Source organism: Thioclava indica (assembly GCF_000714545.1).
Lineage (GTDB): Bacteria > Pseudomonadota > Alphaproteobacteria > Rhodobacterales > Rhodobacteraceae > Thioclava > Thioclava indica.
In genome coordinates this window covers 114748-141233 of the sequence record NZ_AUNB01000029.1, presented here as the reverse complement: position 1 = coordinate 141233, position 26486 = coordinate 114748, and the positions used below count along the sequence as shown (strand labels likewise).

At 59.9% G+C, this 26486-nt stretch carries 27 protein-coding genes; 11 read left to right on the top strand and 16 right to left on the bottom strand.

Annotated elements, in window-relative coordinates:
* Nucleotides 1-8: 8 nt before the first annotated feature.
* From DT23_RS10435 to iscR, 9 genes are all read right to left on the bottom strand, one after another.
* On the bottom strand, nucleotides 9-590 hold the full coding sequence (locus DT23_RS10435) for a YIP1 family protein (protein WP_038131009.1): 582 nt from the start codon (nucleotides 588-590) through the stop codon (nucleotides 9-11).
* Nucleotides 590-1081, bottom strand: coding sequence for a Yip1 family protein (locus DT23_RS10430; RefSeq protein WP_038131007.1), 492 nt, complete (start codon nucleotides 1079-1081; stop codon nucleotides 590-592). Before DT23_RS10430 ends, DT23_RS10435 begins: the two co-directional genes overlap by 1 nt.
* 1 nt (nucleotide 1082) lies before the next feature.
* Complete coding sequence (gene sufD, locus DT23_RS10425; RefSeq protein WP_038131005.1) at nucleotides 1083-2360, bottom strand: Fe-S cluster assembly protein SufD; 1278 nt, start codon at nucleotides 2358-2360, stop codon at nucleotides 1083-1085.
* A complete protein-coding gene (gene sufC, locus DT23_RS10420; protein WP_038131003.1) occupies nucleotides 2360-3133 on the bottom strand; it encodes a Fe-S cluster assembly ATPase SufC in 774 nt (257 codons plus the stop codon). Before sufC ends, sufD begins: the two co-directional genes overlap by 1 nt.
* Before the next feature lie 11 nt (nucleotides 3134-3144).
* On the bottom strand, nucleotides 3145-3459 hold the full coding sequence (locus DT23_RS10415) for a heavy metal-binding domain-containing protein (RefSeq protein ID WP_038131001.1): 315 nt from the start codon (nucleotides 3457-3459) through the stop codon (nucleotides 3145-3147).
* Nucleotides 3460-3505: 46 nt separating this feature from the next.
* Entirely contained in the window at nucleotides 3506-4039 is a 534-nt protein-coding gene (locus DT23_RS10410; RefSeq protein WP_038130998.1) for a hypothetical protein, read from the bottom strand.
* Between the two features lie 102 nt (nucleotides 4040-4141).
* Nucleotides 4142-5662: a Fe-S cluster assembly protein SufB gene (gene sufB, locus DT23_RS10405; RefSeq protein WP_038130996.1), complete on the bottom strand. Its 1521-nt coding sequence runs from the start codon at nucleotides 5660-5662 to the stop codon at nucleotides 4142-4144.
* Between the two features lie 19 nt (nucleotides 5663-5681).
* Complete coding sequence (locus DT23_RS10400) at nucleotides 5682-6728, bottom strand: cysteine desulfurase family protein (RefSeq protein WP_038130995.1); 1047 nt, start codon at nucleotides 6726-6728, stop codon at nucleotides 5682-5684.
* A gap of 129 nt (nucleotides 6729-6857) precedes the next feature.
* The gene (gene iscR / locus DT23_RS10395; protein ID WP_038130993.1) at nucleotides 6858-7316 is read right to left on the bottom strand and encodes a Fe-S cluster assembly transcriptional regulator IscR; all 459 of its coding nucleotides are present in this window, start codon (nucleotides 7314-7316) and stop codon (nucleotides 6858-6860) included.
* A 230-nt stretch (nucleotides 7317-7546) separates the two neighbouring features.
* Between iscR and DT23_RS10390 the strand changes: the two genes are divergently transcribed.
* From DT23_RS10390 to DT23_RS10370, 5 genes are all read left to right on the top strand, one after another.
* A complete protein-coding gene (locus DT23_RS10390) occupies nucleotides 7547-8224 on the top strand; it encodes an alpha/beta hydrolase (protein WP_038130990.1) in 678 nt (225 codons plus the stop codon).
* The gene (locus tag DT23_RS10385) at nucleotides 8224-8478 is read left to right on the top strand and encodes a hypothetical protein (protein WP_038130989.1); all 255 of its coding nucleotides are present in this window, start codon (nucleotides 8224-8226) and stop codon (nucleotides 8476-8478) included. Before DT23_RS10390 ends, DT23_RS10385 begins: the two co-directional genes overlap by 1 nt.
* Nucleotides 8475-8909, top strand: coding sequence for a hypothetical protein (locus DT23_RS10380; protein WP_038130987.1), 435 nt, complete (start codon nucleotides 8475-8477; stop codon nucleotides 8907-8909). Before DT23_RS10385 ends, DT23_RS10380 begins: the two co-directional genes overlap by 4 nt.
* Nucleotides 8906-9499 carry an HD domain-containing protein gene (locus DT23_RS10375; protein WP_038130985.1) on the top strand — a complete coding sequence of 198 codons (594 nt, stop codon included), beginning with the start codon at nucleotides 8906-8908 and terminating at the stop codon, nucleotides 9497-9499. Before DT23_RS10380 ends, DT23_RS10375 begins: the two co-directional genes overlap by 4 nt.
* Before the next feature lie 98 nt (nucleotides 9500-9597).
* Nucleotides 9598-10809, top strand: a complete 1212-nt coding sequence (locus tag DT23_RS10370) for an NADP-dependent isocitrate dehydrogenase (protein WP_038130983.1) — start codon at nucleotides 9598-9600, stop codon at nucleotides 10807-10809.
* 57 nt (nucleotides 10810-10866) lie between these two features.
* Here the strand turns inward: DT23_RS10370 and DT23_RS10365 are convergent, their stop codons facing one another.
* A complete protein-coding gene (locus DT23_RS10365; protein WP_038130981.1) occupies nucleotides 10867-11082 on the bottom strand; it encodes a hypothetical protein in 216 nt (71 codons plus the stop codon).
* Nucleotides 11083-11480: 398 nt separating this feature from the next.
* Here DT23_RS10365 and DT23_RS10360 point away from each other — a divergent pair, with 398 nt between their 5' ends.
* The 3 genes from DT23_RS10360 to typA all read left to right on the top strand — a co-directional run bounded on the left by DT23_RS10360 (nucleotide 11481) and on the right by typA (nucleotide 14696).
* Complete coding sequence (locus DT23_RS10360; RefSeq protein ID WP_038131144.1) at nucleotides 11481-12098, top strand: YitT family protein; 618 nt, start codon at nucleotides 11481-11483, stop codon at nucleotides 12096-12098.
* Nucleotides 12099-12185: 87 nt separating this feature from the next.
* On the top strand, nucleotides 12186-12806 hold the full coding sequence (locus DT23_RS10355) for a YitT family protein (RefSeq protein WP_038130979.1): 621 nt from the start codon (nucleotides 12186-12188) through the stop codon (nucleotides 12804-12806).
* 69 nt (nucleotides 12807-12875) lie between these two features.
* Nucleotides 12876-14696 (top strand): translational GTPase TypA, encoded by a 1821-nt coding sequence (gene typA / locus DT23_RS10350; protein ID WP_038130978.1) that lies wholly within the window; start codon nucleotides 12876-12878, stop codon nucleotides 14694-14696.
* Between the two features lie 72 nt (nucleotides 14697-14768).
* On the opposite strand, the gene lpdA is transcribed toward typA, so the two are convergent.
* From lpdA to DT23_RS10325, 5 genes are all read right to left on the bottom strand, one after another.
* Nucleotides 14769-16163 carry a dihydrolipoyl dehydrogenase gene (gene lpdA, locus DT23_RS10345; protein WP_038130975.1) on the bottom strand — a complete coding sequence of 465 codons (1395 nt, stop codon included), beginning with the start codon at nucleotides 16161-16163 and terminating at the stop codon, nucleotides 14769-14771.
* 36 nt (nucleotides 16164-16199) lie between these two features.
* Nucleotides 16200-16784 (bottom strand): DUF924 family protein, encoded by a 585-nt coding sequence (locus tag DT23_RS10340; protein ID WP_038130974.1) that lies wholly within the window; start codon nucleotides 16782-16784, stop codon nucleotides 16200-16202.
* 67 nt (nucleotides 16785-16851) lie between these two features.
* Complete coding sequence (locus tag DT23_RS10335) at nucleotides 16852-18216, bottom strand: MFS transporter (protein WP_081847091.1); 1365 nt, start codon at nucleotides 18214-18216, stop codon at nucleotides 16852-16854.
* Between the two features lie 91 nt (nucleotides 18217-18307).
* Nucleotides 18308-19369, bottom strand: coding sequence for a tRNA preQ1(34) S-adenosylmethionine ribosyltransferase-isomerase QueA (gene queA, locus DT23_RS10330; protein WP_038130972.1), 1062 nt, complete (start codon nucleotides 19367-19369; stop codon nucleotides 18308-18310).
* Between the two features lie 4 nt (nucleotides 19370-19373).
* Nucleotides 19374-22790, bottom strand: a complete 3417-nt coding sequence (locus tag DT23_RS10325; protein WP_051697212.1) for a hypothetical protein — start codon at nucleotides 22788-22790, stop codon at nucleotides 19374-19376.
* Between the two features lie 159 nt (nucleotides 22791-22949).
* Between DT23_RS10325 and DT23_RS10320 the strand changes: the two genes are divergently transcribed.
* The 3 genes from DT23_RS10320 (at nucleotide 22950) to DT23_RS10310 (ending at nucleotide 25587) form a co-directional block, all read left to right on the top strand.
* Nucleotides 22950-23450: a peroxiredoxin gene (locus tag DT23_RS10320; RefSeq protein ID WP_038130971.1), complete on the top strand. Its 501-nt coding sequence runs from the start codon at nucleotides 22950-22952 to the stop codon at nucleotides 23448-23450.
* Between the two features lie 294 nt (nucleotides 23451-23744).
* Nucleotides 23745-25061: a M23 family metallopeptidase gene (locus DT23_RS10315; RefSeq protein WP_038130969.1), complete on the top strand. Its 1317-nt coding sequence runs from the start codon at nucleotides 23745-23747 to the stop codon at nucleotides 25059-25061.
* Nucleotides 25051-25587 (top strand): bactofilin family protein, encoded by a 537-nt coding sequence (locus DT23_RS10310; protein ID WP_038130968.1) that lies wholly within the window; start codon nucleotides 25051-25053, stop codon nucleotides 25585-25587. The genes DT23_RS10315 and DT23_RS10310 overlap by 11 nt, the downstream gene beginning before the upstream one ends.
* 72 nt (nucleotides 25588-25659) lie before the next feature.
* Here DT23_RS10310 and DT23_RS10305 read toward each other — a convergent pair whose 3' ends face one another.
* Nucleotides 25660-26433, bottom strand: coding sequence for a DUF2189 domain-containing protein (locus DT23_RS10305; protein WP_038130967.1), 774 nt, complete (start codon nucleotides 26431-26433; stop codon nucleotides 25660-25662).
* Nucleotides 26434-26486 lie beyond the last annotated feature (53 nt).

The following is a 26486-nucleotide window of genomic DNA, read 5'->3' as shown; positions in this document are numbered from 1 at the left end:
AGTTTTCCTCACACCGTTGCGGGCACTTGCAAAAGGCCTGTCGAGACCAAAACCAGCCCCGCCACCAGTGCCGAGCCGATGAAGGTCAACAGCACCCCCACCGCCACTGCGAACGGGTTGGTAAAGCCATGCAGCGCCATGGTGAATTGCACCATCAGCCAGAACATCAGCCCGACCAGCAGGATCGACATGATCGTGGCCGAGATTGGAAAGAACACCATCAGCACGACTTGAATCGTCTGACCGACCATCAGGACGAACTCGATCCAGGTGAGCAGCAACAGCGCGTCGGCAAAATTGCCCTGCCCGCCAAAACGCTGCCCGACAAAGCTTAGCACAAAGGAGCCATACAGGATCAGCGCGATTTGCAAGCCGACCACGGCGACGGGCGCGGTCAGCTCGCCCAAGTCCAGCTTGGTGATCACGACGAACACCATCTGCGCCAAGGTGCCCAAGATCGCCGTCATTACAACGACCAGAACCATCGCAAGAAGACGGGTCTGCATATCAAGACGCAGCGCCATCAACTCACGCGCGACCACTTGCGGCTCAGAGAAACTGCGGATCAACCAATCCTTGAGATCGGGCATTATGAGCCCTCCGTTTCAAACTCGGCCACGCGCAGCCCCGCCATCCAAAACACCACGAAGACGATGAACACAAGCCCCGAAACCAGCGCCAGTTGCGGCCCTGCCCCGATGAACCCCGCCACCAGACCTTGCAGCAGCATCAGCGGCGAGACCGCCAACAACGCCCAGAATAACGCGACACGCGCGCCATACCAACTGCCCTGCCCGCCAATCAGTTTTGCGCCCAGATGGCCAAGCGCGGCAAGCGCGTAAAACACAGGGATCATGGCCAAAAGCGCCAGCAACGTTCCCATCATCAGCCCGACCATCGGTTGATCGGGCATCTGATAGGCCAGACGCGACAGGCGCGGCCATTGGCTGATGAAAATCACCGTCAGCGCGAGCAGCAAGAACACCAGCGCGCGCGGCTCAGAGCGTGCGCGTGCCAGATGTTCGCGCATCACTACGCGCGGGCGGCGATAGCTGCGCCAGATGTCGTCCGTGGCCGCCATATTAGCCGCGATGCCGCGCGAGCCAGCCCTCAAGCCGGATCACGATCTCATCGCGGAACCGCTCTTGTTCAATCTCCTCGATCGCATCGGCGAGGAAAGACAGCACCAGCAGCGCCGTGGCTTCCTCGGTCGGAATGCCACGCGAGCGCAGGTAGAACAGCGCCGTTTCGTCAATCGCGCCGGTGGTCGAGCCATGCGAGCATTGCACGTCATCGGCGTAGATTTCTAACTCGGGCTTGGCTAGGAACTGGCTGTCTTCATCCAGCAGCAAAGCCTGGCTGATCTGGTAGCCATCGGTCTTTTGCGCGCCCGGTTTGACCAGAATTTTGCCTTGGAAAATGCCCTGCGCACCGTTTTTCAGCACCTTCTTGAACACCTGACGGCTTTCACCGCGCTCGGCCCCATGGGTGATGAAGATCGTGTCGTCATGGTGGAACGGCTGGGATTTTCCATCGCCCAACGCCGCGCCCGCGACATGCGCATTCGCATCATCGCCCACGATGTCGAGCACACATTCGTTGCGCGTGAGCGCCCCGTTCGAGCTGAGCGTGAAGCTTTTGAACAGCGCGCCCTCGTTGATGCGGGCGAAAATGCCGGTCAGCATGCGGCGTTCGTGATCTCGGCCCTGCACGCGGATATGGTGAAAACGCGCGGTTTTCGCCACATCCACTTCCATCACGATATTGGCGCGCGCGCCTGCGGGACCGTTTTCCAGAACGGTGATCTCGGCGCCCTCTTCGAGTTTGACAACGTGGTGTAAGATCGCATCGGAAGACTCTGATTCATGGATATAAATCAGGTTCACGGGCGTTTCGATCTTACCCGTCACGCGGATCAGCAAACCATCTTCGGCCGACGCAGTGTTGAGCGCGGCGAAGGGGCGTTCAACCGGGGTTTGACCGGCGGTTTCCAGCGTGCCGTAAAGCGAGCTGGCCCAGTTCACATCGCCTGCCTCGGATAGACGCGAAATCTCGATGCCCGACAGCGCGAGATCATCAGACGCTTCGGCGTCAAACACCCCATCGCGGAACACGATTTTCAGCCGCTCGACATCGTCAAACAGCGCGGGTTCATCATCCGCAAAAGGCGCGGCGGGCACCGGCTCGGGCGCGATCAGATCGGTCGGGTTGGTCCAGCGCCAATATTCATCGCGCCGCCCCGGCAGGCCCATCGCGACCAGCCGATCAAGCGCGGCACGCCGCTGTGGGCCCATCCCTTCGGGCAAGGTAACACGGGCCAGCCGCGCCTCGGCGGGGGTCATTTTCTCGACAGCCGACATTACGCCATCTCCTGCGCGATACCGTGCTTATCCAGCAGCGCGGCATAGCCGTTCTTCTCGACCTCAAGCGCCAGTTCCGGCCCACCGGTTTCGATGATGCGGCCATCGGCCATGATGTGCACGTAATCGGGTTTGATGTGATCCAGCAGGCGCTGGTAGTGGGTGATCACAAGGAAGGACCGCGTGCCATCGCGCAGCGCATTCACGCCCTCGGACACCAGACGCATCGCATCCACATCAAGGCCCGAATCCGTCTCGTCCAGAATGCACATCTTCGGCTCAAGGATCGCCATCTGCAGGATTTCGTTGCGCTTTTTCTCACCACCCGAGAAGCCGACATTCACCGGACGCTTCAGCATCTCAGCGTCGATTTTCAGCGATTTCGCCTTGGCACGCACCAGTTTCAGGAAATCACCGGCCGAGATTTCATCCTCGCCGCGCGCTTTGCGTTGCGAGTTCAGCGCGGTGCGCAGGAAAGTCATGTTGCCCACGCCGGGGATTTCGACGGGGTATTGGAACGCAAGGAACAGACCGGCGGCCGCACGTTCTTCGGGCTCGGCCTCCAGCAGGTCCAGACCGTTGAGATGCGCCTCGCCTTCGGTGACCTCATAGCCATCGCGCCCCGAGAGAACATAGCTGAGCGTCGATTTACCCGAGCCGTTCGGCCCCATAATCGCATGCACTTTGCCATCCTCAAGCGTCAGGTTCACACCCTTGAGGATTTGCTTGTCTTCTTCTTCAAGTTTGACGTGCAGGTTTTTGATTTCCAACATATTTCGGTCCTTCAGGATAGCGTGACAGCGGTGCCAGAGGCTGACACCATAAGCATGGATTGGCCGACGACCTCGTAATCAAGATCGACGCCGACAACGGCATTCGCGCCCAGTTTCAGGGCGCGTTCTTCAAGCTCGCGCAGCGCAGTTTCGCGCGCATCTTGCAATTTGGATTCATAGGCCCCCGAACGCCCGCCAACGATATCGGTGACCTGCGCAAACAGGTCACGCACGATATTGGCGCCCATGATCGCCTCACCCACGACAATGCCGTGATAAGAGGTGATCGGGCGCCCCTCGACTGTGGGGGTGGTGGTGACGATCATGGCTGACCTCCGGCGCTGCGACCCACGCGGGCCGCGCGCCCGAGGGTCAGAAGGGAATCGTGGTCTGGCCGATAATAACGGTGCGCGCCACATGCGTGGCACTTTGCTCGTTCACCCAATTGGGCGAAAACACCTGCGCGGCGATCTCGGGTTGCCAGAACGCAAGATTGTGCAGCGTCGCCAGTGCCAGGAAAATTCCGATGATTTGGAAGGTGATCAGTTTTGTCGATGTCAGGCGCAGGAAAAAGCCCACGATCATCGCGATCAGCAAAGCCGTGCCGGAAACCGCGAGATTGGGATAGTCCTTGATCAGATCGGCGATCTGGGGCGTCATAAAGTGTTCGCGCAGCGCCAATGCCGCCACAACCCCGAACACGCCCAGAACCGTTGCCCCCAGAAACGCGAAGGGGCGAAAGCCGGTGCTTTTCTGCTTTTGCGGCACAACCCGACGCAGTTCCGAAATCGAGCGCACCTTCAACTCGGCATCGCCCACATGCAGCACGACGCCGCCCTTGAGACGCTTTTGCGACGATTCGATGCGCGAGAGGCGGTCGGTGAAATTGGTGCTGGCTAAGGACATCTACAACCCCGGATCTGTCATTCAACAGATACGAAACTGCCGCCCGATTGCGCCCGAATTGGGGCGCATCGGTGACAACCTCAGGGAGAAGTGTAGACTGTCTCACCCGACGCTCCCCTCCAGAGAAATCGCGACCAGCGCTTGGGCCTCCATCGCGAATTCCATCGGCAGCGCTTGCAGCACTTCACGGCAGAACCCGTTCACAACCAGCGCCACGGCCTCTTCCTCGTCCATGCCCCGCGCGCGGCAATAGAACAGTTGGTCGTCATCGACTTTGGAGGTGGTGGCCTCGTGCTCGACCCGGCTCGAATTGTTCTTCACCTCGATATAGGGCACGGTGTGCGCGCCGCACTGATCGCCGATCAAAAGGCTGTCGCATTGCGTATAGTTGCGCGATTCCTTGGCCTTGGGATGCATCGAGACCAACCCGCGATAGGTGTTTTGCGCATGCCCCGCCGAGATCCCCTTGGAGACGATACGCGAGCGCGTGTCTTTCCCGAGATGGATCATCTTGGTGCCGGTATCGGCCTGCTGATAGTTGTTGGCGATTGCGATCGAGTAAAACTCGCCCTGAGATTCATTACCGCGCAAAATGCAGGACGGGTATTTCCACGTAATCGCAGAACCGGTTTCCACCTGCGTCCACATCACCTTCGCCCGATCCCCGCGGCAATCGGCGCGTTTGGTGACGAAGTTATAGATCCCGCCCTTGCCGTTCTCATCGCCCGGATACCAGTTTTGCACGGTGGAATATTTCACCTCCGCGTCTTCCTCGACAATGATTTCCACCACAGCGGCGTGCAGCTGGGCCGTGTCACGCTGGGGCGCGGTGCAGCCCTCAAGATAGCTTACATAGCTACCCTTATCGGCGATGATCAGCGTGCGTTCGAACTGGCCGGTGTTTTCGGCGTTGATGCGGAAATAAGTCGACAGCTCCATCGGGCAGCGCACGCCCGGCGGCACGTAAACAAACGAGCCATCCGAGAACACAGCCGAATTGAGCGCCGCGAAATAGTTATCGGCCTGCGGCACAACCGAGCCGAGATATTTCTTCACCAGTTCAGGATGATCCTGAATCGCCTCGGAGATCGAGCAAAATATTACCCCTGCCTCAGCCAGCTTGGCCTTGAATGTCGTGCCCACGGAAACGCTGTCAAACACCGCATCCACGGCGACCTGACGCTCGTTGGGATCGTAATCTTCCGCACCTTCAACGCCGGCCAGAACCATCTGCTCTTTCAGCGGAATGCCCAGTTTTTCGTAAGTGGCCAGCAGCTTGGGATCGACCTCATCAAGCGATTTCGGTTTGACCTCCATGCTTTTTGGGCGCGCGTAGTAATAGATGTCCTGAAAATCGATGCCGGGGACGTTGAGCAGCGCCCAATCAGGCATCGTCATATCCTGCCAGCGCGCAAATCCCTGCAAGCGCCATTCGGTCATCCAGTCCGGCTCGTCATTCTTGCCGGAAATCAAGCGCACGATGTCCTCGTTCACGCCCTTGGGCGCGTATTCCATCTCGATTTCGGTGTTCCAGCCGTATTTATACGCGCCCATGTTTTGAACGGCTTCCACCGTCTCCCGGTCCACGCCCTCGCGAACTTCGACTTGATCAACCTCTGCCATATTCGGCTCTCCTGTTCGCTCAGCCGCGCCGCGCGCGGTGTTTCCCTTCGCATTTCAGCCAATGTTCGGCGAAACGCATCACATCTTCTTGCCGCGTATCCGGCCCTAACGAGACCCGCAGCGCACAGGCCCCCGCCTCGGCGTCAAAGCCCATCGCCTGCAACGCATGGCTGGCGCGCACCTTGCCACTCGAGCAAGCCGAGCCCGCCGAAACCGCGAAACCGCCCAGATCCATCTGCATCACCTGCGTCTCGCCCTTCCAGCCGGGCGTGATGAAGCAGGAGGTGTTTGGCAGCCTGCGCGATTCATTCCCGACAAAAATAGTATCTTTTGCCCGATCCGCAATGGCATTTTCTAGAACGCTTCTAAGTTTCTCGACGTTTTCCCAAATTCCAGCCTCAAGATCGCGCGAGGCGGCCTGCGCAGCCGCACCAAATCCGGCAATGCCGATCAGGTTTTCGGTGCCCGCGCGCCGCCCCATTTCCTGCCCGCCCCCTTTAAGCTGCGCCGCGATGTCGGTGCCGCGTTTCACTATCAACGCGCCTATTCCCTTCGGGCCGCCCAGCTTGTGGGCCGACACGATGCCAGCCGTTAGCCCAAGCCAGTTAAACGCAAACGGCATCTTGCCAAAGCCCTGCGTCAGATCGCTAACCGCCAAGCCCTCGGGCAGATCTTGGATCACCCCGGTCTCGGAATTGGCAAGTTGAACGCAAGCGCGCCCCGGATCGGCAATCGTGATGCGCCCGGCACGGTCCACCGCGAGATCCTCGACACACCAGCTGCGCACCGCGTCATGTTCCACGCCTGCGCAATGATAGCCCTGCCCCGCCAGCACCAGCGCCGCCGCCTCGGTCGCGCCCGAGGTAAAGATCACATCCTGCCCTTCAGCACCCAAAGCGGCCGCAACCTGCGCCCGCGCGCGCTCAAGCAAAGCCTTGGCCGCACGACCGGGCGCATGGACCGAGGACGGGTTGCCCACCACATCCATCGCGTCAATCATCGCCGCGCGCGCCTCTGTGCGTAAAGGCGTGGTTGCGTTCCAGTCGAGATAGCACGCGCTGTTCATATCGCCTCGCGGATTGAAAGTTCGGATGCCTCCGGCGGGAGTATTGGGGGCTAGATGAATAGGCGCGCCGCCTTGGCTTTCATCTAGCCAAAAATACTCATCTTCGCTTTGCCAGATAAGCCTTGGGTGTTATTCGTCCACAACCTGAAACAGATGGGTCACGGCCGGGCAGGGTTTCAGCCCGTTTTTCACCACATCTTCCAGCGAGGTCTGGTGCAGGAACACAAAGACCTGCGCGCTCAGGCTTTCCCAAAGGCGGTTGGTCAGCGATTGCGCGCGCGAGCCTGAAATACCGCCCGAGGCACCTGCCCCCACATGCATCGCGGAGACGGTTTCATCCACCGCCTCGAAAATTTCGGAAATACGAATTTCGGCAGGTTCACGCGCAAGACGGTAGCCACCACCGGGACCGCGCACCGAACTTACCAGACCGGCGCGGCGCAGACGCACGAAAAGCTGTTCCAGATAGGGCAGCGAAATATCCTGACGCTCTGACAACGCGGCCAGTGAGGTACGTTGCCCCTCTCCTGCCAGCGCAAGATCGACCAGCGCGACCATCGCGTAGCGCCCTTTTGTCGATAGTTTCATGTCGCTCTCCTGCTTATCGGCCTCAAACCGGGGCGAAATCGCCTCTGCACGCGCTCAATCTTTGCTAAAGCATTGACGCAAGCGCGAGGGCCGATTACCTCCACCCTACCCGATCCTCCAGCATAATGCCGGGGGTGGCTTCCTCCTAGGGCAGCCGCGCGTGTGCGTCAAGAAAAGCGCCAACTGTGCTGCGCGCCCAAAAGGCAGCGAAAGAACGAAAACGAGAGACAATGCCCGAAGTCATTTTCCCCGGTCCCGAAGGTCGCCTTGAGGGGCGCTATCACCCGCAGCCCGCACCCGATGCGCCCATCGCCATCGTGTTGCACCCTGATCCGCAATTTGGCGGCACGATGAACAATCGCGTCGTGTATAACCTGCATTATGCGTTCTATAAAATGGGCTTCACCGTGTTGCGGTTCAATTTCCGTGGCGTGGGGCGCAGTCAGGGCGAGTATGATCAGGGCATTGGCGAGCTGAGCGATGCCGCCTCGGCGCTCGATTATCTGCAAACGATGAACCCGAATTCGAAACACTGCTGGGTCGCCGGGCACAGCTTTGGGGCCTGGATCGGGATGCAATTGCTGATGCGCCGTCCCGAAATCACCGGCTTTATTTCGGTTGCGCCTCCGGGGCCGTCTTCGCCTGGTCCAGGCAATTACGACTACTCGTTCCTCGCGCCCTGCCCGTCCTCGGGGCTGATCATCAACGGCTCGAATGACCGCATCGCGCAGCCCAAAGAGACCGAGCAGCTTGTGTCCAAATTGCATGAGCAAAAAGGGATCACCATCACGCATGAGGTGATGGAGGGGGCCGATCACTTCTTCAAAAACGAAGAAGAGCACATGAAGCCGATGATCGACACTGTGCAAGCCTATGTGCGGCGTCGCCTGACCGAGGGCACGCGTTAATGGGGTTGATCGACGATCTTGCCGAAAATCTTGCCCATGATGTGATTGAGGCGCAATTGGAGCTGGATGAGGACCGGTTCTACATCGACATCGGCGACTATATCGGCACGTCCAGCCCGTCCCTGCAAGAAGCCTTCATGACCGCCTGTCGTCTGCGGTTAGCAGAACTGCGCGGGCGGACCTATTTCGAGAAACGTCTCGGCGAACGGCGCAAGGCCAAGGCCGCCGCTGCAGCCGATGGTGCGCCCAAGTGAGTCCAGCAAGCGCGCGGTGGGTCTATGCCGCAGCGCTTGCGCTGGCTCTTTCGCTGCTGGTCGCCACCGGCTTTCACAGCATGCATCTGATTTGTGACACAAAACTGTCGGGCGGGGGCAAAGGTACGCTTTTGTTGGCGGGGATGGGCGATTTGCTGCGCGATCCGCTGCATTTTCTTGCTTTGGTCGGCCCGCTCTGGGTCGGCTGGACCCTGCTTTTAATGGCCGCCGCCAATCGCGCGATCTCGCCCGTTTTGGGGATGGGGGTTGTGGTCGCCTCGATCTTGGGCACCGTCATCTTTTACGCCTTCATCGCCCCGCGCCTTGCCTGTGACAGCTATGGCGATGGCGCGATGACCTTGCGGATCGCGGCGTTTCTGGGCTTTCTGGCGGTGCTTTTGGCAATTCCCCGACTGTGGAGACGAAAATGAGCGCACGGCTGACAGAGCAGATGGCCTTTTTGGCCGAGGTGGAAAAGCTGAAATCCGTGACGCGCGCGACGCCCATTCACGACGCCTCACGCCCTGAGAACTCGGCCGAACATAGCTGGACCTTGGCGCTTTATGCGTTGATTTTGGCCGATCAGGCGCCCGCCGGAGTTGATCTGAACCGCGCGATCAAGATGCTGCTAATCCATGATCTGGTCGAGATTGACGTGGGCGATGTGCCGATCCATCTGCAAGGGGGCGCTGCGCATGGATCGGCAGAAATCCAAGCGGCCGAGGCGCAGGCAGCGAAACGTATTTTTGGATTACTTCCCAAAGATATAGGCGATGATCTTCATGCGCTCTGGACCGAGTTCGAAGCCAATGAAACCCCCGATGCGATCTATGCGAAATCGCTGGATCGCACGCAGCCGGTTTTGCTAAATCTGCAAGCGGGTGGCGGGTCGTGGATCGACTATGATGTCAGTTTTGAGCAGCTTGAAACCCGGATCGGCACCAAAATTGCCAATGGCCTGCCCAGCGTCTGGGATTGGGTCAGGGCGCGCGTTGCCCCGTGGTTCGAGATGCGGCGCTGAGCAATCTTTCGTATACCATCGCATACCGACTAGCCAAGCCCGCGCGAATAGGCTATGACGCGCTCAATTCTTAAGTCACCCAAAACCAAGAGGGCAACATGACCAAGATCAAGGTAGACAACCCCGTCGTCGAACTCGACGGCGACGAGATGACCCGCATTATCTGGGACTTCATCAAGAAGAAACTGATCCTGCCCTATCTCGATATTGACCTGAAATACTACGATCTTGGCATCGAAGAGCGTGACGCGACCGACGACCAGATCACCGTGGACGCCGCCGAAGCGATCAAGAAATACGGCGTTGGCGTGAAATGCGCGACCATCACCCCCGATGAAGCGCGCGTCGAAGAATTCGGCCTCAAGCGCATGTATCGCAGCCCGAACGGCACGATCCGCAACATTCTTGGCGGCGTGATCTTCCGCGAGCCGATCATCTGCAAAAACGTGCCGCGTCTGGTGCCGGGCTGGACCCAGCCGATCGTTGTGGGTCGTCACGCCTTTGGCGATCAGTATCGCGCCACCGACTTCCTATTCCCCGGCAAGGGCAAGCTGACGATCAAATTCGTCGGCGATGATGGCACCGTGATTGAGAAAGACGTCTACGACGCGCCCTCCGCCGGTGTGACGATGGCGATGTATAACCTCGACGAATCGATCATCGACTTTGCCCGCGCCTCGATGAACTACGGTCTCGTCAAAGGCTGGCCGGTTTATCTGTCCACGAAAAATACCATCCTCAAAGCTTATGACGGTCGCTTCAAGGATCTGTTCCAGAAGGTGTTCGACGAGGAATTCGCCGACAAGTTCAAAGCCGCTGGCATCACTTACGAGCACCGCCTGATCGACGATATGGTCGCAAGCGCGATGAAATGGTCGGGTGGCTATGTTTGGGCCTGTAAAAACTACGATGGCGACGTGCAGTCCGACACCGTGGCGCAGGGCTTTGGCTCGCTCGGTCTGATGACCTCGGTGCTGATGACGCCCGATGGCAAAACGGTTGAGGCCGAAGCCGCGCACGGCACCGTCACGCGTCACTACCGCCAGCACCAAGCCGGCAAAGAGACCTCGACCAACTCGATCGCGTCGATCTTTGCCTGGACCGGTGGTCTTAAGCACCGCGCGAAACTTGACGATAACGCAGCGCTGCTGAACTTCGCCGAGACGCTGGAAAAAGTCTGCGTGCAGACGGTGGAAGACGGCTACATGACCAAAGACCTCGCGCTGCTGGTTGGCCCCGATCAGAAATGGCTCACCACGATGGGCTATCTCGAAAAGGTTGACGAGTATCTGAACAAAGCGCTGGCGTAAGCCACGGTTTAGCACTGGATTTCGGGGCCGGACGCATAAAGCGCCCGGCCCTTTTTCTTACCGGACGAAGCTCCACGGTTCAGGTGGAGGTTCGGTCGGCCCCAAGCCGATATCCTTGCGCAGGTGGTTGCTAAGCGTATCGACATCGGCGGGTTTCGGACTGCGTGTCAGCAGTGCCACAATGGCTGTGCGCAACACCTTGCCAGCGCCAAATTTGGCGATTGCGGCCTCGATTGTGAACGGGTCGCTTGGATGGTCAACTGTTTGTATCATTTTAATATTTCCGGCATGCGGATTTGCGCCCGCAACCGGCCTTTCCTTTCGATTTGGAGAATGGGTCCTAACGCGCGAAAGTGGCCAATGCGGCCGGAAATCGGGCGGTTATATCAGACTCGGGTTGCGGGGGTGGGGCATCGCCCCGAACGGTCAGCGCTTAGCTTTGGTGTCGTGCAAAGCGGCAGCCGGACCGGTTTGCGAAACACGCGACGGGGGCGAGATGATAAGTCATGATCTACCCTCCTCTGATCGGGGCGTTTCGCAATGGCGCGATACCACCCGATGCCGCGATTCTGCGCAACTCACGCGAGCGTGTTCACGAAATGCCCAGCCAAAGCGTGGCACAACGGCACCACCGCTTGCGCCCGCGCGTGCCAAGTGGCAAGGGAACCCGCATGAGCGATATCCCTGCCCCCGGCCCCGCCCGACACACTCTGCTGGAAGACACCCAAGGCCTGCTGAGCGGCACGGTTCTGGTGTCGCTTTCAGTGGTGTTTCTGCATGGCGCGGGGCTGTTTACGGGGCAGATTGCGGGGCTGTCGCTGGTGATCAGCTATCTGTCGGGCTGGAGCTTTGGCGCGGTGTTTTTCCTGCTCAACCTGCCGTTTTACTGGCTGGCGTTCCGACGGATGGGGCTACGGTTCACGCTTAAAACGATGATCTCGGTGGCGCTATTGTCCGCCATGACCGAGGTTTGGCCGCATCTGATCAGCTTTGCCACTCTGCATCCCGGCGCGGCAGCGGTGTTGGCCGGGGCGACGGCAGGCGCGGGTTTGCTGGCGTTGTTTCGCCATGGCGCGAGCCTTGGTGGTGTCGGCATTGTCGCGCTGTATTTGCAGGACAAAACCGGGTTCAAGGCGGGCAAGACGCAGATTCTGTTTGACTGCTGCGTGTTCCTGTTTGCGGTGTTTGTGCTGCCGCTGGACAAGGTGCTGTGGTCGCTGCTCGGCGCGATGGTGCTTAATGTGATCATCATGATCAACCACCGTCGCGACCGCTATATCGCGATCTGATCGCGCCGCTTAGCTAGTCGCCCCCATCATAGCGGCTCTGCGCATAAGCAGCGTTGGTTTTCCCATCAGATGCGTCATATTTAGGTCATGGATATTGACCTGAATGCGCAAGCGCACCCCCGCTACTCCCCTGTCGAAGACCTGCAAGGGTTGTTCGTCGCCTCGGCGCAAGCCGCGCTTGGCATCCATCTGCTGCGCGCGGCGGGGCTTGTCACAGGCGGCACGGCGGGCACGGCGCTGATCTTGTCCTATGTCAGCGGGCTCAGTTTTGGCGTGGTGTTTTTCGCCATCAATATCCCGTTTTACGCCTTTGCCTATTACGCACGCGGCCTGCCTTTTGCGCTCAAAAGCCTTGCCACCGTTAGCCTTGTGTCGGTGATGGCCGAGGCGCTGAAGCCGCTTTTGCATGTCGACCAGATCCATCCCGGCATCGCGGCGCTCTTGTTTGGCGTCTCGGCGGGCGTGGGCCTGCTGGGCCTGTTTCGCCACCAGGGCAGTCTGGGCGGCGTGTCGATTGTGGCGGTGATCTTGCAAGACAAGTTCGGCTTTCGCGCGGGCTGGACGCAGGCGATCCACGATCTGGTGTTGTTCGTGATCGCCAGCTTCATTCTAGCCCCCGAGCAGGTGCTGTGGTCATTGCTCGGCGCTTTGGTGCTGAATTTTGTGATCGCGATGAACCATCGGCGCGATTGGTATGTCGCGAACTGATCACCAGGGCTAGCCAAGCCAAAGCTTTTCGCTTATGGGCGGGGCAACTCAGAAAACAGGCGGTTTCTCATGGACCTTCGCAATATTGCGATCATTGCACACGTTGACCACGGTAAAACAACTCTGGTTGACCAACTTCTACGCCAATCCGGCGCGTTTCGGGAAAATCAGGCTGTCGCGGAACGCGCGATGGACAGCAACGATATCGAACGCGAACGCGGCATCACCATTCTCGCCAAGGCGACCTCGGTGGAATGGAAAGGCACGCGCATCAATATCGTCGACACCCCCGGTCACGCCGATTTCGGTGGCGAGGTGGAGCGCATCCTGTCGATGGTCGATGGCGTGTGCCTGCTGGTGGACGCGGCCGAAGGCCCGATGCCGCAGACCAAATTCGTGACCTCCAAGGCGCTGGCGCTGGGGCTCAAGCCGATTGTCGTGCTTAACAAGGTCGACAAACCCGCAGCCGAGCCCGACCGCGCGCTGGATGAAGTGTTTGATCTGTTTGCCAACCTTGGCGCAAATGACGAGCAGCTTGATTTCCCCCATGTCTATGCCTCGGGCATCGGCGGCTGGGCCGATAACGAGTTGGACGGGCCGCGCAAGGATTTGAGCGCGCTGTTTGATCTGATTCTCAAGCATGTCGAGCCGCCCAAGCAGGAATTCCGCGCAGACGAGCCGTTCCAGATGCTCGCAACCACGCTGGGCGCCGACCCGTTCATCGGGCGCATCTTGACGGGTCGTGTCGAAGCGGGCCGTTTGAAGGTGGGCGATACGCTCAAGGCGCTATCGCGCGAAGGCGACAAGATCGAGCAATTCCGTTGCACCAAGATCCTCGCGTTCCGCGGCCTTGGCCAGCAGCCCATCGACGAGGCCCTGGCCGGCGATATCGTCACCGTTGCGGGCATGTCCAAAGCGACCGTGGCCGATACGCTGTGCGCGCTTGAAGTTGAAAAAGCGATCCCCTCGCAGCCCATCGACCCGCCGACGATCTCTGTCACCTTCGGCATCAATGACAGCCCGCTGGCGGGCAAAGACGGCTCGAAAGTTCAATCGCGCGTGATCCGTGAACGCCTGATGAAAGAGGCCGAAACCAACGTCGCGATCAAGATCGAGGACACCCCCGGCGGTGAGGCGTTCGTCGTCTCGGGTCGTGGCGAATTGCAGATGGGCGTGTTGATCGAAAACATGCGCCGCGAAGGGTTCGAACTGTCGATCTCGCGCCCGCGCGTCATTTTCCGCGAGGAAGACGGCCAGCGCATGGAGCCGATCGAAGAGGTCATCGTCGATGTGGATGACGAATATTCCGGCGTCGTGATCGAAAAACTCACCTCGACCCGCAAGGGCGAATTGACCGAGATGCGCCCCGCAGGTGTGGGCAAAACCCGCATCGTGGCGCTTGTGCCTTCGCGCGGGCTGATCGGTTATCAGGGCGAGTTCATGACCGACACGCGCGGTAATGGTGTCATCAACCGCATTTTCCATAGCTGGGCACCTTACAAAGGCCAGATCGACGGACGCCGTCAGGGCGTGCTGATTTCCATGGAAAACGGCGTGTCGGTGGCCTACGCACTGTGGAACCTCGAAGAGCGCGGCAAGATGTTCATCGGCGCGCAAGAGCAGGTTTACACCGGCATGATCATTGGCGAGCATTCGCGCGATAACGATCTTGAGGTGAACCCGCTCAAGGGCAAGAAGCTGACCAACGTGCGTGCCAGCGGCACCGATGAGGCCGTGCGCCTGACGACACCGGTACGTATGAGCCTTGAAGAGGCGATCTCGTATATCAACGATGACGAGCTGGTCGAAGTCACGCCCAAGTCGATCCGTCTGCGCAAGCGCCATCTGGACCCGCATGAGCGCAAGCGTGCGACCCGCGCCGGGGCGTAACACCCTCGACAGAGCGATATAAAAAAGGGGCGCTTGCGGGCGCCCCTTTTGCTATTTGACGATGCGCGCGCCTTAGAAGTGGATCGCGCGCCCGTAAGCATCCAACACCGATTCATGCATCATCTCGGACAGCGTCGGGTGCGGGAAGACGGTGTTCATCAGGTCTTCTTCGGTCGTCTCAAGCTGACGCCCGATCACATAGCCCTGAATCAACTCGGTCACCTCGGCGCCAATCATATGCGCGCCCAGCAACTCGCCGGTTTTAGCGTCAAACACGGTTTTCACCAAGCCCTCGGGTTCGCCTAGCGCAATCGCCTTGCCATTGCCGATGAAGGGGAAGCGGCCGACCTTGACCTCAAAACCCGCCTCTTTCGCCTTTGCTTCGGTCATACCGACCGAGGCCACCTGCGGCTGGCAATAGGTGCAGCCCGCAATCGAGCCCGGCTTGACCGGATGGGCGTGTTTGCCCGCAATCAGCTCGGCCACCATCACGCCTTCATGGCTGGCCTTGTGTGCAAGCCACGGCGCGCCCGCAATATCGCCAATCGCATACAGCCCGTCCACGCCAGTGCGGCAGAATTCATCGGTCACGACATGGGTGCGGTCGATCTTAACGCCCGCCTCTTCCAGCCCCAGATCCTCGACATTGCCGACGATCCCGACAGCAGAAATGACAGTATCCACTTCAAGCGTTTCGGTCTTGCCACCCGCCTCCAGCGTCGCGATCACCTTGTCGGCTTTGCGATCCAGCTTGGTCACAGTGGTCTTTTCGCGGATCTTCATGCCCTGTTTCTCGAACTGCTTCTTGGCGAATTTCGAGATTTCTTCGTCCTCGACGGGCAGCACGCGATCCATCACTTCGACAACCGTGGTATCTGCACCCAAGGTGTTGAAGAAGCTCGCAAATTCGATGCCAATCGCCCCCGAGCCGATGACCAGCAATTTCTTGGGCTGATGGGGCGGTTGCAGCGCGTGTTTATAGGACCAAACGCGTTTGCCATCGGCCTCAAGGCCGGGCAGATTGCGCGCACGCGCCCCCGTCGCCAGCACGATGTTTTTCGCGGTGAGTTCCTCGGTGCCCTTATCGGTCTTGACCGAGACCTTGCCTTTGCCCGCCAACTTGCCGGTGCCCATCACAACGTCGATCTTGTTCTTCTTCATCAGATGCGACACGCCCGAGGATAGCTGCTTGGCCACCCCGCGCGAGCGTTTGACCACCGCGTCCAGATCATAGCCGATCTTATCTGCCGAAAGACCGAAATCCTTGGCGCGCTCCATCAGGTGGAACACCTCGGCCGAGCGCAACAGCGCCTTGGTTGGGATACAGCCCCAGTTGAGACAAATCCCGCCGATATGCTCACGCTCGACGATGGCCACTTTAAGGCCCAGTTGCGCGCCCCGTATGGCGCTGACATAGCCCCCCGGCCCTGACCCAATGACGATCATATCGTAGCTTTTAGAAGCCATGTCTTCCCTCCGGATAGAAATTAGTTTGACATTAAACTATTTGACCACGGCGTTCAACTCATCCTGTGCTTGCAGCGCCTTTCGATAGCCACCCTCGCGCATGTAAGCGGCCTCGTCCTTACTCGTCTCGCGTTCCAGCGCGGCATTGCGCCAAGGAAAGCGGCCAAAACGTTCGATCACCGCACGATGCGCCCGCGCATGTCGCAGATTGTCGGTGCCGCGCAGCCGGTCGGTAAAACAGGCAATCGCGCGATCTTGATCCACAAGATCTTCGGAATGCATGAACGGTAGGTAGAAAAACTGCTGCAAAGGCGGGCCGATTTGCAAATCAAACCCCTCCGAGATTGCGCGATCGGCATGACGACGCGCAGCCGGATCGGTGGCAAAGCTGCGCGGATCGTCGCGAAACATGTTGCGCGGGAATTGATCGAGCAACAGGATCAGCGCCAGCGCACCGCGCGCTGTGCGATCCCATTCTGCCAGCGCACCTTGGGCTGCCACCTGCCAAAGAGGCGCGTATCGGCGTCGAATGGCAGCGTCGATTTCTTCGCTGGATTGATACCAATTTGCTTGCCCGACCTCGTTGGTCCAAAAACTGAGGATCTCTTCGATACGGTCCATGTCGCGGTCCTCCCCTGCCATTGTTCTCTACAATGGTAGGGCAAGGCGGCGTTTGGGCAAAGAGGTGTTAAGCGCGCGCGTCCTTACTGTCTTGCTCGGCAGCCTCGACAGCGGCGTCTGCTTCGTCGGCTGCGACTTGATCGGCTGCAAGCTCTGCTGCGGCGGCGTCTGCTTCGGCAGCTTCGTCTGCTGCCGCCTCGGCTTCTTCCTGCGCGACTTCCAGAACAGCCTCGACAGCGACGGCTGTGGCCGTCGGCGAGATCACCGCATAGGCCCCGGTATCAGCCGGCGACAGCGACTCGCGCCGTGTCATCCGCCAACCCGCATAGCCCGCAATCGCGAAAAACAGCACCCCGATATATAGGAAAAACCCGCCCGGCCCGACGAGTCCCATCAACCAACCGGTCAGGATCGGCCCGCTGACCGCGCCCAGCCCGTTGACGAACATCAACCCCGCCGAGGCCGCAGCCATGTCCGAGTAATCCAGATAATCATTCGTGTAAGCAATCAACAGCGAATACAGCGGGTTCGCAAAGCCCCCAATCAAGGCTGCGGCCACCAAGAGTACCACGAAGGGCGGATTGAACAGGAAAACGATGCCCGTCATCACGCCCCCGATCAGCGCCGAACCTGCGATCAGCACGCGGCGATCCATCCGGTCCGACGCCCAGCCGATCGGGTATTGCAGCACCATGCCGCCAACGTAGATCGCGGCCACAAATTCCGAGATCTGACGCACGCTAAGCCCCGCCGCCGTGCCCCAGACCGAGGCCATCCCGAACATTGCCGAAAACACGCCCCCCAGCAGAAATATCCCGATCATCCCGAGCGGCGATGTTTGCCAAAGACGCTTGAATGTCATGCGCTGGATGGTTTCGAAACTGGGCGCAGGCGAGGCCGATAGCAGGATCGGCGTGAAGGAAATCGACACCAGCACCGAGGGGATGACGAACAGCAAATACCCCGCCGGATCGCCGACGTTCAGCAAGCCCTGCGCCGTGACGATTCCGAGCATCTGCATAATCATGTAAAGCGACAGCGCCTGCCCGCGCGTCTCGTTGGTCGAACCCGCGTTCAGCCAGCTTTCTGCGGTGATATACACGCCCGAGAACGAAAACCCGATCAGCACCCGCATCACCATCCACGCCGGCCAGGACGGCCAAGCGGCATACAGGATCAACACGGCCGAAATCAGCGAGCCGAGGGCAGCAAACACCCGCACATGCCCGACCCGCGCGATCAGATCCGGCACCATACGCGACCCAAACAGGAAGCCCGCAAAATAGGCCGACATCACCAGCGACATATAAAACGTGTCGATGCCCTCGATACGGCCGCGAATACCGAGCAACGTGCCCTGCATACCGTTGCCCACCATAAGCAGCAAAATCCCCAAAAGCAGCGGCCAGGTCTGGCGTAGCACTGTCAACATGATGGTCCCTCGGGGTTTGGCGTGAAAAGAACGCTCCTCCAGTGGCGGCATCTAGGGCCCCGTCGCGCGAGTCACAAGCGCGATTACGACCTTATGGGATCAGAAGCGACGAATCCCCATATGAGAAGAAACGATACCCGTTTTTAACCGCATGATCGTAAATTTCATGTATCCGCTCCTGCCCCATCAGCGCCGAGACCAGCATCAAAAGCGTTGATTTGGGCAGGTGGAAATTGGTCATCAAAGCGTCGGTGATGCGAAATGCAAACCCCGGATAAATAAAGATGTCAGTGGCGTCGCGAAACGCCACGATATGCCCCGCAGCCCCGCCCGGTGCGCGCGCCGCCGATTCGATCAGGCGCAACGCGGTGGTGCCCACCGGAATGACGCGACCGCCCGCAGCTTTGGTGGCGTTGATCTCGGCGGCGGCCTGCGCGCTGACCTCGCCCCACTCGGAGTGCATCTTATGGGTGGTCACGTCATCAACCTTCACCGGCAGGAAGGTTCCCGCGCCGACATGCAGTGTGACTTCGGTGAACTCAACGCCTTTTGCCGCCAGCTTCTCTAGCAACTCAGGCGTAAAATGCAGGCTGGCCGTGGGGGCCGCGACCGCTCCGGAATGGCGTGCAAACACGGTCTGATAGTCGGATTTGTCGGCCTCATCAGGAGCGCGCAACGCGGCAATATAGGGCGGGAGGGGCATCGCACCGGCCTGTGCCAAAGCGGCGTCGAAATCCTCGCCTGCAAGGTTAAAGGCAAGGCGCATCTGACCATTTTCAATCGCCATAACATCCGCCGAAAGCGCATCCGAAAACACGATCCGCTCGCCCGGTTTGACTTTGCGCAAGGGCTTGGCCAGTGCCTCCCATTGCCCCCCCGGCAAAGGTTCGAGTAGCGTGACCTCGACCTTGGCAGTCACTTCGCCCTGCGCGGATTGACGCGTGCGCGTGCCGCTCAGACGCGCCGGGATCACCTTGGTATTGTTCAGAACCAGCCGATCACCGGGGCGAAAAATATCCACCAGATCAAACACATGGCGATCAGAAATCGCGTCTCCCTGCGCCAACAGCAAGCGCGCGGAATCGCGCGGGCGGGCGGGGCGCGTCGCGATCAACCCCTCGGGCAAATCAAAGTCGAAATCGGCTAGCTGCATCCGTTTACTCGCTCAACACCGGCGGGGGCGCAGAGCGGAATAGCTCACGCGAGGCCCCCGGCGCCAGCACAGAAAGCGGGTTGATCGAGACCTTGGGTTGCGTCGCACTGCCCCGCAAAGAATAGGAGAAACCAAACAGCCCCTCCCCCTTTTTGGCAAAGATCTGCCCGATCCCGTTGATCAGATAAAATGGCGAGATCACACCCTTCATCTCCAGCCTCCCGCTTTGCGGATAGTAGTTGCCCGTCATCGTCACCCCCATCGAGGCCCCGACAGCCGAGCCCCTTGTGACGCTGACCCCCTTGGGCGTCAAGCGAAAGGCCCCGTCCACGGTGTTGAACAAAATGCCCTCACCGCCAAGCTGTTCAAGCAAACCAACGCCCGAGGCCGCCGAGAGCAGCGAGGCCAGAACCGGGGCGTCTTTCACGCGCAAATCCTTGACCTGAACTTGACCGTCATAGCTTTTCTGCCCCAGCGGATTAAGCACCAGCACACCCTGCCCGCCGCGCGCCTTGGCAAATATCCCCGTCGCCGCCAGCGTGGCACCCGCATCGCCCGTCTGAATTCGCACGGCCGAGCGCCCGCCCTTGGCAGGCACCACCGTTCCCGCAATCGGGCTTGCGCCATTCACCCGCGCCTGAAACGGCCCCGAAAAACCACCGCGCGTGGTGAAATTGCCGCGAAACCCGGTCAGCGCGATGCCATCCGTGACCTGCACCCGATCCAGCGCGACCGAGATTTTCGAGCCCCCCGCGCCAGAGCCAGACCCAGCCTGCCCCAGATCTGCCTTGGCCAGATTGAGCTGCCCGGACTGCACCTCGACATTGAGGGGCCGTCGAGCGCCTTGCCCCACCAAATCGGCGCTCCCGGTGAACCAATTCCCGATCTTCAGCGCGGAAAACTTCGCGCGCGCCAAGGCACCAGCCGCCGTCAAACTGAGCGCCCCTTGTGCGCTCAGCCCCGGCGCATCCAAGGCAATCTTGGAGATCTCTGGCGGCTTGCCAAGTCGCCCCGACAGCGCCAGCGTGCCACGAGACGCAGCGCCTTTCGACCAGCCAATTTGCGGAATCGATAGCTGCACCCCTTTGAGATCACTTGCGAAATCAAACACCGTCGGCGCGCCTTTCGTCAACTTCAGCGCGATTGACCCCCAGCCCTTGCCGCGTACCATCCCCGAGGGCAGCCCCACCCCAAAGGCTTGCAGCGCGGCGGGCGTGACCTCGAGAAAGCCTTTGACGCTGGAATGGCCCTTGCCCGCAGGTCCAAAACGCTGATCCCACGCGGCATCAAAGGCGACATCCGACAGCGTTCCCTTGCCCGAAATCACCATGCCCGCATTATCCGCGCGCAGTTGCAGCTTATCAGCGCGCAGCGGTCGCCCCGGCACCAGCGTGTCGCTTTTGACCTCGGTCAGGCGCGCGGTGACGTCAAAGCCAATCTCATCGGCGGGCACCTTGGGTTTGAGCGGCAGCTTGATCACCGAGCGCGCCTCGGCCCAGCCTTGCGCAATATCGGTGCCCATCCCGGCCTTTTTCAGAAACTCGAAGGGCGGTTGATCTAGCAGCGACAGCGCCGCGGGGATCGGTGAGCGCGTGATGAGCGTCACCACCGCAGGCGCGGGTTTGATGCGGATATCGGGCACGACAAGCTGGGTATCGGCCACCTCGACCCGCCCGCCAGAGGGCGCAGTGATATGGCCCTCCTCGACCTTAAGCGCCTGACGAAAGCCGATAATCGTGGCGTATCCGCGCCCCTGCTGCACTTGCGGCAACGTGCGCACCACGCGCACATCCGCGCCGCGAAATTCGTAATTCAGCGCCACGCGCGGCTCTTCGCCGGGTTGCAAACGCACCGCCGCATGAACGCGGCGCAGCTGGCCGGTGGTGACGTTTTTCTCCACCCATTCGCGCGTCTTTGGCACCAAAGCAGGCGGCCAAAGCTGCAACAAGCGGGTCTGGTCGATCTGATCAATCCCGGTATCAAGCGAGACTCGCCAGCCATCGCTTTGCGCCGCCGCAAATCCTTTAGCCGAGATTTTCGTGTTATCGTCGGTCAGCTCAAGCTGGCCCAGATCAATGCGGAACGGATCAAGCGAAAGTTTAAAATCCGCTGCCCCTTGCGAGAACCGCGCGGGCGTTTCAAACAGGCCTTGAGGGTCAAGTTGCAGATCGGAAATCGCGATCTGACCGGGTAGAGATTGCGGAATGCCATTTTTGATATCGCGCAAGAACATCTGCCCGCTGGCACGTAAGCGCACCGCACGGCTGTCCAGCGCAAGATCGGTTAGCGCGATGCGTTGTTGGGCGCGATCGTAGCTCAGATACAGCTTGCCCGACTGGATCGGGATTGGCTGCACACCCGGAGCGGGCTTGATCGATCCCGACCCAATCTGCAGCATCGCATTCAGCCCCGTGAGCGTGCCCGCCTCATCCAGCCCCGAACGCAGCGCACCCGAAATCGGCGCATCAAGCACGCCAAGGGCGGCCAAAGCGGGCGATTGCGCGGCCAGATCGCGCGCAGGCAAACCGGTAATCGCGGCGCCAAAGCTTGCCTCAAGCCCTTGTTTTTGCGCGGTCATGGAAACGGCCACCTGCGCGGGTTTTTGCCCCGGCACCTGCCCGGTATCCCCCAGATCGAAGCCCAGCGTGACCGATAGATCCTGCGCGTTCTGCACCAGTTTGATATTGCCCTGCGACACCCGCCAAACGCGATCAAGGCGCTCATCCATCATGCGCAGCTGAATGTCTTGCGCAGTGATCGTGCGCAGATTGCGCAACGCGGGCACGTCAAAGACGCGTTTGAGCGCTTCCACGCCCTCGGACGCGCTGCTCGCAGAAAGCGAGCTAAACATCTCGCCCCCGCCCAAATCCAGATCAAGCCGCCCATCTGGCAAGCGATGCAGCGACAGGCTTGCGCCGCTAATGGTGAAAGAGCGCGGCTCAATTTTGCCCCTTAGCAAGGGCTCGTTCCACAGCGTTGCGCGCAGTTCGGGAAGCAGGGCAATGGGCAGGCCCGAGGGGCGTTCCAGTTGCACCATGCGCGCGCGAATACGGGGGCGAAGCCCCTCGGTGACGACAAGGTCAATGCCGCCGGAAATCTCTATTTTCAACCGCCCCTCAAGGGCCGCATTGGCACGGGTTTCCAGCTTGCTCACGATCCATTTCGGAGCAGAAAGCGGGCGATGCGTGATCGCGAGATAGGCGAAAAGGGCCGCGAGTGCCACAAAGGGGCCAAGCAGCAAAAGCGTCAGGCCGAACTTACCTCGACTGCGGCCGTAAGCTGGCTTTTTCAGTTTATCTTCAACCGATTGCGTGGCATCTTTAATGTTGTCGTCAGACACATGACTACCCGGCGCGCGCCCGTCAGGCACCCGCGACAGCTCCCGCTTTTGGGACTGGGGCGTGTCTTGCTCCATCGTCATTCTTCGGGGCGTCTCCTTAGCATCCACCTTAAACAAGTCGCGCGGTGTGCGCGCTCGCAGGTGAAGGTGTTTGACTTGCCCCACCTTCCTGCCTCGTGGTTAATAATCACTCAAGCCCGGCTTAAAAGTAAGCCCCAACCTGCATCGGAGGATAAAGACGTGATCGAACTTGGCAAAAAAGCGCCCGATTTCACCCTTCCCGCAACCGGAGGCGGCGCGTTTGAGGGCGCCAAACTGATCACGCCCGAGGGCAATTTGACGCTCTCGCAGGCGCGCCCCAAAGCGGTGGTGCTGTATTTCTACCCCAAAGATAACACGCCGGGCTGCACCACCGAAGCACTGGACTTCACGCATCTCGCGGATGAATTCGCAAGCGCGGGTGCGGTAGTGATCGGGGTGTCTAAGGACAGCCTCAAGAAGCACGAGAACTTTTGCGCCAAACATGATCTGGGGATTTATCTAGCCTCGGATGACGCAGGCGAGACTTGCGAAAACTATGGTGTCTGGGCCGAAAAATCCATGTATGGCAAGACGTTCTGGGGCATAGTTCGCGCGACTTATTTGATTGACGGCACAGGCTGCGTTGCGCGGGTCTGGCCCAAGGTCAAAGTCAAAGGGCACGCCGCCGAGGTGCTGGAAGCCGTGCGCGCTGGCACTTAGCGCGATGAAATGCGCGGGACAGCGAGCTTTCGCGCATACGTGACAACCCCGTGAGATTGCAGGAAAAACACGCCAAATCACGCCAAAATTTCGGCGAAAAACCGCCGATCTCGGTCGCGTGAGGGAACTGCGACCAGATGCCCCCGCGAAAGCGGTTGCCCGATCCGATCGCACTTGCTACTTCCCTAAGCATATTGGCGGCGTGGTTCATCCACAGGGCGGAGGAGCCCTTACCGCCCCCGTTCGCGGCCCTCGGGTCATTTCGCACGAAAACCAGAAAACAGGATCGACGGCTTGCCCAGACGCATTCTCGACCGCCTGAATACGCGCCTAGAGCGCTGGCTGCCTGAACAGCGGCTGTTCTTGAAATCCGACAGCGCGACGCGTTTCGTGCGGTTGCGACCGCTGACGCAGGCCAGTGTGCTGGCGATTGGCGCGGGTCTGTTTGCTTGGGCCACAGTGGCCACGTCGATGCTGTTTATCGAGGGTATTTCCTCGGGCGGGGCTGCGCAGAACGAGAAAATCGCCAAAGCCGCATTTGAACGCCGTCTCGATACGCTTTCAAAAGAACGCGACACGCGCGCAGCCGAGGCGCTGGCAGCGCAGGATCGGTTCCAAACGGCGATGACGCAGGTGTCGAAAATGCAATCGGCGCTGCTTTCATCTGAAGAGCGCAAGCGCGAGCTGGAAACCGGGATCGGCGTGATCCAATCCACGCTGCGCCGCACGATGGATGAGCGTGACGATGCGCGCACCAAGCTGGCCAAGGTTGAAGGCGTGGGCACCAATGGCGGCGCCACGCAGGCCGCACGCGCACAGGACATGGCGAAAACGGTCGATTTCCTGAGTGCCGCCTTGGGGCAGACCGCGCAGGAACGCGACAGCGCAAACGCCGATGCCAAGGCAGCCCAGATCGCCGTGGACCGCATCGCGATGCAAAAGCGCCTGATGGAAGAGCGCAACGACGAGATCTTTACCACGCTGGAAGGGGCGGTGAAAATCTCGATGGCACCGCTTGATAAAGTGTTCAAGCAAGCGGGCATGGACCCCAATCATGTGCTCGCGGAGATCAAAAAGGGCTATTCGGGCACGGGCGGGCCGCTCAACACGATTTCGCTTTCCAGCAAAGGCACGGCGGATCTGGGCGGTGACACCGCGCGCGCCGAAGATATCCTGCGCAAGCTTGACGATATGAACATGTATCGCATCGCGGTCGACAAGCTGCCCTTTGCAATGCCGGTCAAGGCGCATTTCCGCTTTTCCTCGCCCTTCGGCCGGCGCTGGGGCAAAATGCACGAGGGCGTCGATATGGCCGCGCCCACCGGAACGCCGATCTACGCGCCTGCTGACGGAGTTGTGATCGCAGCCGAGTGGGAGCGCGGATATGGCAACCTTATCAAGATCCGTCACGAGTTCGGTATCACCACCCGCTATGGGCACCTGTCGAAAATCCGCGTGAAGCGCGGTCAAAAGGTGTCGCAAGGCGAGCGGATTGCTGATATGGGATCTACCGGACACTCCACTGGACCGCATCTTCACTACGAAATTCGGATCAGTGGCAAAGCAATCAATCCGATGACCTTCATCAAGGCTGGCAAGAATGTTTTCTAAAAGCAAAATCCACGAGCCCGGAACCAAGCCGGGTACTGAAACCGACAAACACGCCGCGACCGGTAGCACAACGCCGCCGCCCGCGCGCCCTGCGTCCAGCGAGTTTGCCCCTTCGTCTTCGCCGCGCGTGAAACCGTCGCCCTCGGTGCTGTCGTCGGATCTGACCGTAACGGGCAATCTGAAAACCAGCGGCGACATCCAGATCGAGGGTGTGGTCGAAGGTGATATCCGCGCGCATCTGCTGACCGTGGGCGAAACCGCCACGATCAAGGGTGAGATCATTGCCGATGACGTTGTCGTCAATGGCCGTGTCGTGGGCCGCGTGCGCGGTTTGAAAGTGCGTCTGACCTCGACCGCTCGGGTCGAAGGTGACATCATCCACAAAACCATCGCGATCGAAAGCGGTGCGCATTTCGAAGGCTCGGTTCAGCGTCAGGACGACCCGCTGCAAACCGGCCAAGGCACGCCCAAGCTGGCCCCGCCTCGGGCTGAGGGAGCTGCCCCCGGAGCACCGGACACGAATTAAGCGCCCCTCTCGCGGGAATGCAAAAAGGGCAGCTCTCGGGCTGCCCTTTCTCGTTTGCTACAGCCGTTTCGGTCAGGTGGTGAGGTGGCGATACATATGCCAGCTTGCATGCCCCAGCACAGGCAGCACAATCAGCAGCCCCAGAAACATCGGGACCATACCGATGAACAGGCTACCCGCGATCACCAAACCCCACACGCCCATCGACACCGGATTGGCCGCAACCGCGCGCACTGAGGTGATGATCGCGGTGATGATGTCGATCTCGCGCTCCATCAACAGCGGCAATCCGACCACGGTGAAGGAAAACAGCACCAGCGCAAAGCCTGCGCCGATCAGCGAGCCAACCGCCAGCATCACCAAGCCCTGCCCGGTAAACAGGATCTCGGGGGAAGAACTGACATTGGTAAAAGCCGACAGCCCCATGAACAGCGCAAATGTCGTATGCGCGAAGAACACCCAGAACATGAACATCATCAGGATCAGCATCGCCATCGAGGGAATTTGCCGGTCCTTCTGCGAGACGCAACACGAGATCACCTCGCCCCAGATCAGCGGCTCGCCTACTTCGATGCGGCGGCTGACCTCATACAGCCCGATCGCGGCAAACGGCGCAAGCAGCGGAAACCCCAGCGCGAACGGGATCAGCCACCATTCCTGGCCCTCTGCGGCGAACACCATATACAAGATGATCCCGCCCAGAACGTAAAACCCCGAAAAGGCCAGCCCAAAGGCAGGCGCGCGCATGAAATCCCGCAATCCGGCGCGCAAAATCTGTGGAATTTCCGATACCGAGACATCGCGGAACTGCGGCAGTTCCGATGGCTGAGACATCACTTGAGGCATTTTTCTCTCCCTGATTACGCACGCCCTCTCCCAAAAGCGCGTGGCAACAGGTT

Excerpts from the sequence above, each read along its gene's own strand:
- DT23_RS10435 (WP_038131009.1), bottom strand. The coding sequence starts at position 590 with ATGCCCGATCTCAAGGATTGGTTGATCCGCAGTTTCTCTGAGCCGCAA.
- DT23_RS10430 (WP_038131007.1), bottom strand. The coding sequence starts at position 1,081 with ATGGCGGCCACGGACGACATCTGGCGCAGCTATCGCCGCCCGCGCGTA.
- sufD (WP_038131005.1), bottom strand. The coding sequence starts at position 2,360 with ATGTCGGCTGTCGAGAAAATGACCCCCGCCGAGGCGCGGCTGGCCCGT.
- sufC (WP_038131003.1), bottom strand. The coding sequence starts at position 3,133 with ATGTTGGAAATCAAAAACCTGCACGTCAAACTTGAAGAAGAAGACAAG.
- DT23_RS10415 (WP_038131001.1), bottom strand. The coding sequence starts at position 3,459 with ATGATCGTCACCACCACCCCCACAGTCGAGGGGCGCCCGATCACCTCT.
- DT23_RS10410 (WP_038130998.1), bottom strand. The coding sequence starts at position 4,039 with ATGTCCTTAGCCAGCACCAATTTCACCGACCGCCTCTCGCGCATCGAA.
- sufB (WP_038130996.1), bottom strand. The coding sequence starts at position 5,662 with ATGGCAGAGGTTGATCAAGTCGAAGTTCGCGAGGGCGTGGACCGGGAG.
- DT23_RS10400 (WP_038130995.1), bottom strand. The coding sequence starts at position 6,728 with ATGAACAGCGCGTGCTATCTCGACTGGAACGCAACCACGCCTTTACGC.
- iscR (WP_038130993.1), bottom strand. The coding sequence starts at position 7,316 with ATGAAACTATCGACAAAAGGGCGCTACGCGATGGTCGCGCTGGTCGAT.
- DT23_RS10390 (WP_038130990.1), top strand. The coding sequence starts at position 7,547 with ATGCCCGAAGTCATTTTCCCCGGTCCCGAAGGTCGCCTTGAGGGGCGC.
- DT23_RS10385 (WP_038130989.1), top strand. The coding sequence starts at position 8,224 with ATGGGGTTGATCGACGATCTTGCCGAAAATCTTGCCCATGATGTGATT.
- DT23_RS10375 (WP_038130985.1), top strand. The coding sequence starts at position 8,906 with ATGAGCGCACGGCTGACAGAGCAGATGGCCTTTTTGGCCGAGGTGGAA.
- DT23_RS10370 (WP_038130983.1), top strand. The coding sequence starts at position 9,598 with ATGACCAAGATCAAGGTAGACAACCCCGTCGTCGAACTCGACGGCGAC.
- DT23_RS10365 (WP_038130981.1), bottom strand. The coding sequence starts at position 11,082 with ATGATACAAACAGTTGACCATCCAAGCGACCCGTTCACAATCGAGGCC.
- DT23_RS10360 (WP_038131144.1), top strand. The coding sequence starts at position 11,481 with ATGAGCGATATCCCTGCCCCCGGCCCCGCCCGACACACTCTGCTGGAA.
- DT23_RS10355 (WP_038130979.1), top strand. The coding sequence starts at position 12,186 with ATGGATATTGACCTGAATGCGCAAGCGCACCCCCGCTACTCCCCTGTC.
- typA (WP_038130978.1), top strand. The coding sequence starts at position 12,876 with ATGGACCTTCGCAATATTGCGATCATTGCACACGTTGACCACGGTAAA.
- lpdA (WP_038130975.1), bottom strand. The coding sequence starts at position 16,163 with ATGGCTTCTAAAAGCTACGATATGATCGTCATTGGGTCAGGGCCGGGG.
- DT23_RS10340 (WP_038130974.1), bottom strand. The coding sequence starts at position 16,784 with ATGGACCGTATCGAAGAGATCCTCAGTTTTTGGACCAACGAGGTCGGG.
- DT23_RS10335 (WP_081847091.1), bottom strand. The coding sequence starts at position 18,216 with ATGTTGACAGTGCTACGCCAGACCTGGCCGCTGCTTTTGGGGATTTTG.
- queA (WP_038130972.1), bottom strand. The coding sequence starts at position 19,369 with ATGCAGCTAGCCGATTTCGACTTTGATTTGCCCGAGGGGTTGATCGCG.
- DT23_RS10325 (WP_051697212.1), bottom strand. The coding sequence starts at position 22,790 with ATGACGATGGAGCAAGACACGCCCCAGTCCCAAAAGCGGGAGCTGTCG.
- DT23_RS10310 (WP_038130968.1), top strand. The coding sequence starts at position 25,051 with ATGTTTTCTAAAAGCAAAATCCACGAGCCCGGAACCAAGCCGGGTACT.
- DT23_RS10305 (WP_038130967.1), bottom strand. The coding sequence starts at position 26,433 with ATGCCTCAAGTGATGTCTCAGCCATCGGAACTGCCGCAGTTCCGCGAT.